Origin of the sequence: Mycetocola sp. 2940, assembly GCF_040548835.1 — a bacterium.
Taxonomy (GTDB): Bacteria; Actinomycetota; Actinomycetes; order Actinomycetales; family Microbacteriaceae; genus Mycetocola_A.
In genome coordinates this window covers 486,252-496,869 of the sequence record NZ_JBEPSK010000001.1, presented here as the reverse complement: position 1 = coordinate 496,869, position 10,618 = coordinate 486,252, and the positions used below count along the sequence as shown (strand labels likewise).

Here is a 10,618-nt window from a genome sequence, read left to right as displayed (position 1 = left end):
GGGAAATGAACGACCGGCCCCGCAAACGACTCGAGTTCGCGAAGCCGGCCGAAGTCATCGAACAGGTGCTGTTGCAATGACCGCTTGAAACCGCCCCGTCATACGGTGCTTTTGCGTCACCGGAACGGATGCCGTTACCGGCTTCGCCCGTTCCAGTGACGCAAACGCACGCTTTCGGCCGTCATACGCTGCTTTCGCGTCACCGGAACGGATGCCGTTACCGGCTTCGCCCGTTCCAGTGACGCAAAGCCCCGTTTTGGGCCGTCATACGGTGCTTTCGCGTCACCGGAACGGATGCCGTTCACGGCTGCGCCCGTTCCGGTGACGCAAACGCACGGTTTGAGCCGTCATACGGTGCTTTCGCGTCACCGGAACGGATGCCGTTCACGGCTGCGCCCGTTCCAGTGACGCAAAGCCCCGTTTTGGGCCGTCATACGGTGCTTTCGCGTCACCGGAACGGATGCCGTTACCGGCTGCGCCCCTTCCAGTGACGCAAACGCACGTTTTCGGCCGTCATACGGTGCTTTCGCGTCACCGGAACGGATGCCGGAGGTGGGCCGGTGCCGGTTTCCTGTCGCCCAGAGACCGCTGCATGCGTCGGCAGGAATACTGAGCCATCGAGGGTGTTGCATCCAGAGTGAGTGAATCCATCAAGATCGACATCTGGTCAGACATTGCATGCCCCTGGTGCTACATCGGCAAGCGCAAATTCGAGGCGGGAGCTGCCGCCTTCGCCGCGAACGCCGGCGACGACGCCCCCGAGGTGACCGTGGAGTACCACAGCTATGAACTCTCCCCAGATACCCCCGTCGACTTCGAAGGCAGCGCCGTCGACTTCCTGTCGGGGCACAAGGGCGTCCCGACAGGCCAGGCGACCCAGATGATCGACCGGGTCACCGGCATCGCCAATGCCGCCGGACTGGACTACGACTACGACGCCCTCCAGCACACCAACACGGTCAAGGCGCACCAGCTCCTGCACTACGCAAAAGCCCATGGCAAGCAGATCGAGGCGAAGGAGCGACTGCTCAAGGCCTACTTCGTCGAGGGCAGGCACGTCGGCCGGGTCGAAGACCTCGCTGACCTCGCCGCCGAGATCGGGCTCGACCGCGCCGACGTGATCCGCGCGCTCAACGAGGACGAGTATCTCGACGCCGTCCGTGCCGACCAGGCGCTCGGCCAGGAATACGGCATCCAGGGCGTGCCCTTCTTCGTCATCGACGGCAAGTACGGCGTCTCGGGCGCCCAGGAAGCCGCCAGCTTCACCCAGGTTCTCGACCAGGTCTGGGCCGAACGCAAAGCAGTCACAGCATGAGCGCCCCGACGTCACGACCGGCACTGACCCTGCTCGGTGTCACGGATGCCGTCACCTGCGAGGGCGACGCCTGCGCGATTCCGTCGCTCGCCGAGGTCACGGCGGCTGTGGAGAAGGCTTTTACTCGGGGTCGGTGATATCGGCGACGGTTGCGCCGAAGGCGTCGACGAGAGCGTCGACGTCGACGAAGGCGCTGTGGCCGTGGTCCCCGGCGCCGAGGGCGACCCGGTGGCCGATCACCGACTGATCCACCCAGACCGGCCAGGCCGTGGTGCTGCCGAGCGGGGTGATCGTGCCGCGACCGTAGCCGGTGGCCGCGAGGGCGGCATCCGCCGAGGGCATCGACAGCTTGTTCACACCGACGAGGGCGCGCAGTTTCGGCCAGGAGATCTTGCGGCCGCCAGGCACGAGCGCGAACAGGTAGTCGCCGTCGTGCCGCTTCACGACGAGTGTCTTCACGATCTCACGCGGCTCGATGCCGAGGAGGCCGGCTGCTTCCTCGAGGCTCGACGCGTGCGGCCGCTGCACCACCTCCACCGGGAGGCCTCGCGACCGGGCATCGGCCCGCATCCGCTCGATCACTGCACCGGATTCGGGTTCGGTCATGCTTGAGCCAGCTTTCTGGGAGAATTGAAGGACATGTCTGCCACCCCCACGATAAGCCCCACCCCGGCACTGACGATCGGTTCGCTCGAGCTCGACGTGCCGGTCGTCCTCGCGCCCATGGCCGGGATCACGAACACCGCGTTCCGCCGGCTCTGCCGCGAGTTCGGTGCCGGGCTCTACGTCAGTGAGATGATCACCTCCCGCGCGCTCGTCGAACGCAACAAAGAGACGATGCGGCTGATCAACCATCACGAGTCGGAGACCACGCGCAGCATCCAGCTCTACGGCGTCGACCCGAAGACCGTGTCGGAGGCAGTCACCATCCTCGTCGCCGAAGACCGCGCCGACCACATCGACCTCAATTTCGGATGCCCGGTACCCAAGGTCACCCGCAAGGGCGGCGGAAGCGCCCTGCCGTGGAAGCAGGACCTGTTCCGCGACATCGTCGAGGGCGCCGTGAAGGCGGCAGGCGACGTGCCGCTCACCATCAAGATGCGCAAGGGCATCGACGCCGACCATCTCACCTATCTTGAAGCGGGAAAGGCGGCCGAAGGCGCCGGCGTCGCCAGCATCGCACTGCACGCCCGCACCGCCTCCGAGTTCTACTCCGGCACGGCCGACTGGTCGGCCATCACAAAGCTCAAGGAGACGGTGACGAGCGTTCCCGTGCTCGGCAACGGCGACATCTGGTCGGGCGAAGACGCCCTCCGGATGATGGCCGAAACCGGCTGCGACGGCGTCGTGGTCGGGCGGGGCTGCCTCGGCCGGCCGTGGCTGTTCGGCGACCTCGCCGCGGCGTTCACCGGCAGCGACACCCGCTTCACACCCACGCTGGGCCAGGTCGCGACGACGTTCCGCCGGCATGCCGAGCTGCTCGCCGACTTCTTCGAGAGCGAAGAACGCGGATGCCGCGACATCCGCAAGCATGTCGCCTGGTACTTCAAGGGATACCCGGTCGGCGGAGACCTGCGAGCCCAGCTTGCCACTGTGCAGTCGCTCGACCAGCTGGACGACCTGCTCGCGACCCTGGACTGGACGCTGCCATACCCGGGCGCGGACGCCGAAGGCCAGCGTGGCCGGGCCGGGTCGCCCAAGCGCACCGTGCTTCCCGACGGCTGGCTCAACTCCCGGACCCTCGGCGCTGTCGAGCGCGGAACGCTGACCGAGACCGAGGCGGACACCAGTGGTGGGTAGCGGCGAATACTCGGAGCACGACAACGAGCGTGCCGTGCCCGAAATCCACTCGTCCCGACGCACCAATTTCGCCCGCGACCGGGCGCGACTGCTGCACTCCAGCGCGCTCAGGCGCCTGGCGGCGAAGACGCAGGTGCTCAGTCCGGCGGCGGGGCTCGACTTCGCCCGCAACCGGCTCACCCACTCGCTCGAAGTCGCCCAAGTTGGCCGTGAACTGGCCACAAGCCTCGGCCTCGAACCCGACATCGTCGACACCGCCTGCCTCGCGCACGACCTCGGCCACCCGCCGTTCGGGCACAACGGCGAACGGGCGCTCAACGACTGGGCGGCGGACATCGGCGGGTTCGAAGGGAACGCGCAGACGCTCCGGATCCTCACCCGCCTCGAGCCGAAGGTGTTCGGCCCCGACGGGCGTTCCCACGGGCTGAACCTGACCCGCGCGAGCCTCGATGCGAGCTGCAAGTACCCCTGGCCCGCTGCGCTGGCCGTGCATGACCCGGGCGGGCGGGCGAAGTTCGGCTTCTTCAACGAAGACACCGACGCGTTCGACTGGCTCCGGGCCGGCGCCCCGGACCGCCAGCGGTGCATCGAAGCCGAGGTGATGGACCTCTCCGACGACATCGCCTACTCGGTGCACGACTTCGAGGACGCCATCGTGAACGAGTACATCGACCCCGCCTTCCTCAGCGCCCGGGCAGGCCACGACTCCCTGATCCGAGCCGTCCAGGCGTGGGCGGGGGAGAGTTTCACGACCGATGACATGGCTGCGGCGTTCGACCGGCTCGCCGGGTACGACGTCTGGATGACGAGCTGGGATGCCTCTCGGCACGACCTGGCCAAGCTGAAGAACTTCACCAGCCAGATGATCGGGCATTTCTCGCAGTCGGCGACGCAGGCGACCCGTGAGGCGTTCCCGCAGTCCAGCCTCATCCGGTTCGGCGCCAGCGTGATCGTGCCGCACGAAGTCCAGGCCGAGATCGCCGTGCTCAAGGGTGTCGTCGCCGCGTTCGTCATGGCCAGTGACGCGCGCCAGCCGATCTACCGGCAGCAACGTGACATCCTCACCGACCTCGCCGAAGGACTGTTCCAGGCCGGGCCGGAGTCCCTCGACCGCGGCTTCGCCGACGACTGGGCCGAGGCCGCCGATGACGCCTCCCGCAAGCGGGTCGTCGTCGACCAGGTTGCGAGCCTCACCGACCAGTCGGCCCTCGCCTGGCACGAGCGCCTCGCCCTGACGGCTTAGCCACAACCGCACGCAGGCCCTCCCTGTGGGGAGGCCGTCCGGATGGCGATCCTCGGTAGGATGGGATGATGGCCGGCCGCATTCGCTCAAGCGACATAGACGAGGTCAAGTCACGCACGAATATCGCCGACATCGTCGGTGATTTCGTCAGCCTCAAGTCCGCAGGCGTCGGCTCGCTCAAGGGCCTCTGCCCGTTCCACGACGAGCGCAGCCCCAGCTTTCACGTGCGCCCCCAACTCGGGTTCTACCACTGCTTCGGGTGCGGCGAATCCGGCGACGTCATCTCGTTCCTGCAGAAGATGGACCACGTCACCTTCGCGGATGCCGTCGAGCGGCTGGCGGCGCGGGTCGGCTTCCAGCTCACCTACGAAGACGGCGACAATGCGCCCGACCACAGCAACCGTGCCCGGCTTCTCGCCGCGAACGCGGCTGCCGAGACGTTCTTCCGTGAGCAGCTCGCCACCCCCGGAGCAGACCCGGGGCGGCGTTTCCTCGGTGAGCGCGGTTTCGACCACCTCGCCGCGGAACGCTTCGGCGTGGGGTTCGCGCCGAAGAGCTGGGATTCGCTCACCGGCTTCTTGCGCGGCAAGGGATTCAGCGTCGAGGAGATCACGGCGTCAGGGCTCGTCTCGCAGGGCGACCGCGGCGTCTACGACCGGTTCCGTGGGCGACTGATCTGGCCGATCCGCGACGTGACCGGCCAGACGGTGGGGTTCGGTGCCCGCAAGCTGCTCGACGACGACAAGGGCCCGAAGTACCTCAACACCCCCGAAACCGCCGTCTATCACAAGGCGCAGGTGCTCTATGGGCTCGACCTCGCCAAACGCGACGTCTCCCGCAGCGGCCGCGTCGTGGTCGTGGAGGGCTACACCGACGTGATGGCGTGCCACCTCGCCGGGGTCACCACCGCGGTCGCCACCTGCGGAACCTCGTTCGGCGTCGACCACATCAAAACCCTTCGCCGGGTGATGGGCGACGACAGCGGCAAGGGTGAGGTCATCTTCACCTTCGACCCGGATGCCGCCGGTCAGAAGGCCGCCATGCGCGCATTCGCCGAAGAGCAGCGCTTCTCGGCCCAGACCTACGTGGCCGTCGCGCCCGACGGCCTCGACCCGTGCGACCTTCGGCTCAACCGCGGAGACGACGCGGTCCGGCGGCTCATCGACGCCAAGGAACCGATGTTCGAGTTCGTCATCCGGCAGACCCTCGCCGCCTATGACCTCGAAACGGTGGAGGGCCGGGTCGGAGCGCTGACGGCATCCGCCCCGATCATCGCCGACATCCGTGACCCGTCGCTCCGCCCTGGCTACACGCGGGTGCTCTCGCGGCACCTCGGTGTCGACCTCGCCGAAGTCCAGGCGGCGATCAGCCGCGCAGGAAAGACCGGCAGCCGGGCCCCGGCGTCAAAGAACGCGACCGGAACGACCCCGGGTGACGTGCCGGCAGAACGCCCGGCGTCGCTGCGGGACCTGCCAGGAGATCCGGCCACCCGGCTCGAGCGCGATGCCCTGATGGCGATCCTGCAGCATCCCGAACTCGCCGGTCGTGAGCTTGTGCAACGGGCGGTCCTGACCGGGTTCGTCAATCCCACCCTCGCCGTCATCCGGGACGCCATCGCCGCGACGCTCGACAGCTTCGGCGCTCCGGGCTGGTTCGACCGGGTCACCGAGACCGTGCCGACGCCGATGACCAGCCTCGTGCAACAGCTCGCCGTCGCCCCGATCCCCGAACGGTCCGAGAACGACATGACCGCCTACGTGCGCGAGATCACGGTCGCCCTCATCGACCGGGACCTGCTGCGCCAGTCGCACGACATGCTCGGGCGTCTGCAGAGGATCGACCCGAAGGAACGTGAGAGTTACCGGGCGCTCCAGCGGGAGCTCATGGCGCTCGAGGTGGAACGCCGCAGGCTCCGCGAGCGCTGACCGGCCCCGACTGGCCGGCCCCGACGTGACCGGCACAGAAAGCACTGTGCCCCGTTTAGGGCAGGATGGTGCCATGACTGCAACCGAAGCCCCTGGGCAAGCTGTGCGGGTGGACGACCTCGCGGTCGAGTACCCGGGGCGACGCCTTGCTGCGCCGCACCGGGCCCTCGACGGAGTCGACCTGGGAGTCGGCGCCGACGAAGTGGTGGGCATCGTGGGCGAGACCGGCTCCGGCAAGTCCACCCTCGCCCGGGTGCTGGCCGGCGACCTCGTCAGCCCCAAGGGCGGCGACCCCGCCCCGGTAATCATCGGAGGCGACGCGACGGTCCTCGGCCACCGGTTGCGCGGCATCCGTCGCCGTGAACTGACCCGGCTGACGTTCCACGTGGCCTACCTGCCGCAGGATGCCGCCTCGCGGCTCACACCGGAGCTGACCGCCGCAGACCTCATCGGCGAACCGATCCTGCAGCGCGACCGCCACTTCAACCGCAGGGCGCTCGGCCTCCGGGTCGCGACGATGCTCGACGCTGTGCAATTGCCGCTTGCCGTGCTCGACAAGTTTCCGTTCGAGCTCTCCAGCGGCCAACGCCAGAGGGTGGCCGTCGCGCGCTCGCTCGTCCTGGGCCCGAAGCTCTGGGTGGCTGACGAGCCCACCGCGGGGATCGACGTCACGGTCCGGGGTGCCATCAGTACGCTCATCGCCGGCCTCCGCGAGGACGGCGACTTCTCGGCCGTGCTCATCAGCCACGACCTTCCGCTGTTGCGTCGGACCACCTGCCGGGTCGCAGCGCTGAACGGCGGCCGGATCGTCGGGCTCGGGCCGATCGACGAGTTGCTCGCCCAGGGTTCGCATCCGTTCCTCGTCGGTCTGGCCGAAGCGGATTCGCAGGCGTCATCCGATGCCCACTGACTCCGATCTCCGCGTCGATTTGGTGTCTGCGATTCCTTTGGTAAAGTAAATGCGCACGACATAATCCTCGATAGCTCAATTGGCAGAGCAATCGGCTGTTAACCGGTAGGTTCTTGGTTCGAGTCCAAGTCGAGGAGCTGAGAAGACCACAAGGGCTCCACCCCTGTGGTCTTTTCTTTTTTGCCCTGCGGGCGGTGCCGGGGGGCGCCGGATTCAGTCGTCGAGGTTGTCCACGCCGGGCATCCAGTTGACGCCGGGAACGCCCCACCCCATTTTGCGGGTGATTTTCGCGACGACCTTTCGCTCGTGGCGGGTGAGCCGGTCGACGTACAGGTAACCGTCGAGGTGGTCATATTCGTGCTGGAGAATACGTGCGCGCCAGCCGTCGACGCGGAGCTCGACCGGTTGCTGCTCCAGGTCGACTCCAGTCACGATCGCTTCGTCAGCGCGACGGAGCGGGAATCGTTCGCCGGGGAACGACAGGCACCCTTCCGACTCGAGTTCCTCGTCGGGATCACCGGCGGGGGGCGGGCTGATCCACATCTCAGGGTTGATCACGACGCCACGCCAGGGCCCGTGCTCGTCGGTGTCATAGCCGTACACGAAGAGCCGAAGCGGCACGCCCACCTGCGGGGCGGCGAGACCGACGCCAGGGGCGGCATCCATGGTCTCGAACATGTCGGAGACCAGTTGCCGGAGCGTGTCGTCGAAGTCGGTCACGGGCTCGGCGGGGGAGTGCAGCACCGGGTCGCCCGTGATGCGAATGGGGAGAATGGCCATTCGTTGAGCCTAACCAAGACAGGCCCGTTGTAGGCTCGCCTCGTGATCTTTGCGAGTAACGACTTCAACGACCTGACGGCGGAGTTCGTTCGCAATCCCACCCAACTCATCGGCATCCCGTTGGCCATCGTCGGCGCCGTTTTTCTGTCGCTCGGTGCCCAGTTCCAACACCGCGGCGTGACGAAGGTCGAAGCGAGCAGCGGCGTCGACGCACGCAGCGGACTCAACGTGGGCCAGCTGAAGCTCCTCCTGGCCCGTCCGTCCTGGGTTCTCGGGAGCCTGATGCTCGGCTTCGCCATCGCGTTCCAGCTGACGGCGCTGGTCTGGTCGCCGCTGATCATCGTTCAGCCGCTCGGCGCCATCGCGCTCGTCATCACGGCAGTGCTCAACGCGCGCATCCACAAAGTGAAGCTCAACCGCCCCTCGGTGATCGCGATCACCGCCTGTGTCGGCGGTGTCGGCCTCTTCGTCACGATCGCCGCACTCGTCGCCGGTGAGAAAGCCGTGACCGACCAGGACCTGTTGACGATTCTCATCATGCTCGCCTTCGTGCTCGTCCTCTTCGGGCTCGGGTTCGTGTTCTTCCGCAAACGGTCGAAAGCGCTCTTCTTCATCCTCGCTGCCGGCATCATCTACGGTTTCGTGGCAACGCTCGCCAAGGTGGTCATCAACAGGATCATGAACGAGAACTTCGACTGGCTCACCATGCTGTGTGTAATCGCGCTTCTCGCCGCCACCGGGATCGGCGCATACTTCGTGCAGACCGCCTATTCGTCGGGCCCACCCGACCTCGTCATCGCCGGTCTCACGGTCGTCGATCCGATGGTGGCTGTGGCGATCGGCATCGTCGTCCTCGACGAAGCCAGTGGCGCGCCGCTCTGGGCGGTCATCGGGTTCGGTGTCGCCGGTGCCCTGGCGGTGTGGGGTGTCTTCCAGCTCGCGCGGCACCATCCGCAAGTACAGCCGTAGTCCCTCGACCGTCAGCCTCTCCGGGCTGCCTCGGCGGCGCGTTCCGCCAGCCATGCCCGGGTCTGGGCGTCCGTCGTGAGCGAGACCGCCTTCTCGTAGGCGGTCTCCGCCTCGGCGAAGCGGGATGCCGCGGCCAGCAGGTGGGCCCGCGTCGCCCAGGCCGGCTGGAAGCGCTCCACCCCGGCGGTGCGAAGAGCGTCGAGCGCCGCGAGCCCCGCGTCTGGCCCGTCCGTCTCACCGATGACAGCGGCGAGCGCGACCTCTGCGCCGAAGGTGGGGGCGATGCGCAGCAGTGCTTCATGGAGGGTCCGAAGCGCCGACCAGTCGGTGATACCGGTCTTCGCCCGGGCGCAGTGCACGGACTGGATGGCCGCTTCCAGCTGAAACCGGCCGATGGCCCCCAGCCCGTGTGCCCGCAGGAGGTACCGTTCGCCGCGTTCGATCATCGCGGCATCCCAGAGCGACGGGTCCTGGTCGTCGAGGGCCACCCATTCGCCACCACGCCCGACCCGCGCCGGGGAACGGGAGAGTGACAGGAGCAGTAGTGCGGCGAGTCCGAGGGTCTCCGGTTCGTCGGGGAGCAACTCGGCCAGCAGCTCGGCGAGGTACAGTGCCTCGGCCGTGAGCGACTCACGGACCGACGTCCCCGAGATGCCGTGCCAGTCGATGGCGTAGGCGCCGTAGACCGCTTCGAGCACCGCGCTGAGGCGGGCAGGCATCTCGGAGCGCTCGGGCACGCGAAACGGGATGCGGGCGTCGCGGATGCGTCGCTTTGCCCGGACGAGGCGCTGCGCCATCGACGGGCCCGGAATGGCGTAGGCCGCGGCGATCCGGCCCGCGTCGAGGCCGAGCACCGTCTGCAGCATGAGCGGAGTGCGAACGGCCGGGTCGATCGCCGGGTGGGCGCAGGTGAAGAGCAGAGCGAGCCGCTTGTCCGGGATGGCGTCGAAGTCCGTCTCGTCGGCGTCGACGCGTGCGATGTCGTCGTTGTCGAGAGGCACGGACGTGCGTTCAGCCGCCGAGCGAAAGCGATCACGGAGCCTGTTGCGAGCCACCGTGAAGATCCAGCCCTCCGGATTCGCGGGAACCCCCGAATTCGGCCAGGCCGCGAGGGCCTGCACGAAGGCATCCGAGATTGCGTCCTCAGCGGCGCTGAGGTCGCCAGTCCGTGCGGCGAGGAGGCTGAGCAGACGCCCGTGGTCCTCACGGGCGATCCGCTCCACCGCACGACGAGCGGTCAGGTCGTGCTCTGCCATCGTCCATCCGCGAAGAACAACGCCGATGGGCGAATCTCGATCACCCCGTATTGGGCTGCCGGGCATTTCTCGGCCCAGGCCAGGGCTGCGTCCAGGTCGGGCAGCTCGAGAACGAACACGCCGTTGAGTTTCTCCTTGGTGTCGGCGAACGGCCCGTCCTGGATCTGCAGGCTGCCGTTCCGCAGCGTCAGGGTCGTCGACACAGCCACCGGCTGCAGAATGTCGACCGAGACCAGCACGCCTGCCGCTTCGAGCGACTTCGCGTACTCGTCGAATGCCGCGCGCGCCGGCTCCATGTCTTCCTCGGTGATGCCCACGTCAGACGGCTCGGGGTTGTTCAGCAGAAGTGCGTAGCGCATGGGAGTTCCTTTCTGATTCGTCAGGTTAACGGCGGCCGATGTGGGCCGCTACCCTGATGAC

11 protein-coding genes and 1 tRNA gene are annotated in these 10,618 nt (G+C 67.5%); 8 read left to right on the top strand and 4 right to left on the bottom strand.

Annotation, left to right across the window (positions count from 1 at the left end; all coding sequences use genetic code 11):
* Window positions 1-637 precede the first annotated feature (637 nt).
* Together ABIE24_RS02375 and ABIE24_RS02370 are read left to right on the top strand one after the other, a co-directional pair.
* Window positions 638-1,315 (top strand): DsbA family oxidoreductase, encoded by a 678-nt coding sequence (locus ABIE24_RS02375; RefSeq protein ID WP_354496403.1) that lies wholly within the window; start codon window positions 638-640, stop codon window positions 1,313-1,315.
* Window positions 1,312-1,452: a hypothetical protein gene (locus ABIE24_RS02370; protein WP_354496401.1), complete on the top strand. Its 141-nt coding sequence runs from the start codon at window positions 1,312-1,314 to the stop codon at window positions 1,450-1,452. The genes ABIE24_RS02375 and ABIE24_RS02370 overlap by 4 nt, the downstream gene beginning before the upstream one ends.
* Here ABIE24_RS02370 and ABIE24_RS02365 read toward each other — a convergent pair.
* Window positions 1,436-1,921: an aminoacyl-tRNA deacylase gene (locus tag ABIE24_RS02365; RefSeq protein WP_354496400.1), complete on the bottom strand. Its 486-nt coding sequence runs from the start codon at window positions 1,919-1,921 to the stop codon at window positions 1,436-1,438. The two genes, ABIE24_RS02370 and ABIE24_RS02365, sit on opposite strands and share 17 nt — an antisense overlap.
* 33 nt (window positions 1,922-1,954) lie before the next feature.
* Here ABIE24_RS02365 and dusB point away from each other — a divergent pair, with 33 nt between their 5' ends.
* The 5 genes from dusB to ABIE24_RS02340 all read left to right on the top strand — a co-directional run bounded on the left by dusB (window position 1,955) and on the right by ABIE24_RS02340 (window position 7,330).
* Window positions 1,955-3,115, top strand: a complete 1,161-nt coding sequence (dusB, locus tag ABIE24_RS02360; RefSeq protein WP_354496398.1) for a tRNA dihydrouridine synthase DusB — start codon at window positions 1,955-1,957, stop codon at window positions 3,113-3,115.
* Complete coding sequence (locus ABIE24_RS02355) at window positions 3,105-4,358, top strand: deoxyguanosinetriphosphate triphosphohydrolase (RefSeq protein WP_502916222.1); 1,254 nt, start codon at window positions 3,105-3,107, stop codon at window positions 4,356-4,358. Before dusB ends, ABIE24_RS02355 begins: the two co-directional genes overlap by 11 nt.
* 68 nt (window positions 4,359-4,426) lie before the next feature.
* Window positions 4,427-6,283, top strand: coding sequence for a DNA primase (gene dnaG, locus ABIE24_RS02350; protein WP_354496396.1), 1,857 nt, complete (start codon window positions 4,427-4,429; stop codon window positions 6,281-6,283).
* Window positions 6,284-6,356: 73 nt separating this feature from the next.
* Window positions 6,357-7,193, top strand: a complete 837-nt coding sequence (locus ABIE24_RS02345) for an ATP-binding cassette domain-containing protein (protein ID WP_354496394.1) — start codon at window positions 6,357-6,359, stop codon at window positions 7,191-7,193.
* Between the two features lie 64 nt (window positions 7,194-7,257).
* Window positions 7,258-7,330, top strand: a tRNA-Asn gene (locus tag ABIE24_RS02340).
* Window positions 7,331-7,406: 76 nt separating this feature from the next.
* Here ABIE24_RS02340 and def read toward each other — a convergent pair.
* Window positions 7,407-7,973 (bottom strand): peptide deformylase, encoded by a 567-nt coding sequence (def, locus tag ABIE24_RS02335; protein WP_354496392.1) that lies wholly within the window; start codon window positions 7,971-7,973, stop codon window positions 7,407-7,409.
* Between the two features lie 42 nt (window positions 7,974-8,015).
* Between def and ABIE24_RS02330 the strand changes: the two genes are divergently transcribed.
* Complete coding sequence (locus ABIE24_RS02330; protein WP_354496391.1) at window positions 8,016-8,942, top strand: DMT family transporter; 927 nt, start codon at window positions 8,016-8,018, stop codon at window positions 8,940-8,942.
* An 11-nt stretch (window positions 8,943-8,953) separates the two neighbouring features.
* Here the strand turns inward: ABIE24_RS02330 and ABIE24_RS02325 are convergent, their stop codons facing one another.
* Both ABIE24_RS02325 and ABIE24_RS02320 read right to left on the bottom strand, forming a co-directional pair.
* Window positions 8,954-10,198, bottom strand: a complete 1,245-nt coding sequence (locus ABIE24_RS02325) for an RNA polymerase sigma factor (RefSeq protein WP_354496389.1) — start codon at window positions 10,196-10,198, stop codon at window positions 8,954-8,956.
* Window positions 10,180-10,557, bottom strand: a complete 378-nt coding sequence (locus ABIE24_RS02320; RefSeq protein ID WP_354496387.1) for a YciI family protein — start codon at window positions 10,555-10,557, stop codon at window positions 10,180-10,182. The genes ABIE24_RS02325 and ABIE24_RS02320 overlap by 19 nt, the downstream gene beginning before the upstream one ends.
* Window positions 10,558-10,618 lie beyond the last annotated feature (61 nt).

Bases quoted from the DNA above. Each gene is read 5' to 3' on its own strand.
- ABIE24_RS02370 (WP_354496401.1), top strand. From the start codon at position 1,312: ATGAGCGCCCCGACGTCACGACCGGCACTGACCCTGCTCGGTGTCACG.
- ABIE24_RS02365 (WP_354496400.1), bottom strand. From the start codon at position 1,921: ATGACCGAACCCGAATCCGGTGCAGTGATCGAGCGGATGCGGGCCGAT.
- dusB (WP_354496398.1), top strand. From the start codon at position 1,955: ATGTCTGCCACCCCCACGATAAGCCCCACCCCGGCACTGACGATCGGT.
- dnaG (WP_354496396.1), top strand. From the start codon at position 4,427: ATGGCCGGCCGCATTCGCTCAAGCGACATAGACGAGGTCAAGTCACGC.
- ABIE24_RS02345 (WP_354496394.1), top strand. From the start codon at position 6,357: ATGACTGCAACCGAAGCCCCTGGGCAAGCTGTGCGGGTGGACGACCTC.
- def (WP_354496392.1), bottom strand. From the start codon at position 7,973: ATGGCCATTCTCCCCATTCGCATCACGGGCGACCCGGTGCTGCACTCC.
- ABIE24_RS02325 (WP_354496389.1), bottom strand. From the start codon at position 10,198: ATGGCAGAGCACGACCTGACCGCTCGTCGTGCGGTGGAGCGGATCGCC.
- ABIE24_RS02320 (WP_354496387.1), bottom strand. From the start codon at position 10,557: ATGCGCTACGCACTTCTGCTGAACAACCCCGAGCCGTCTGACGTGGGC.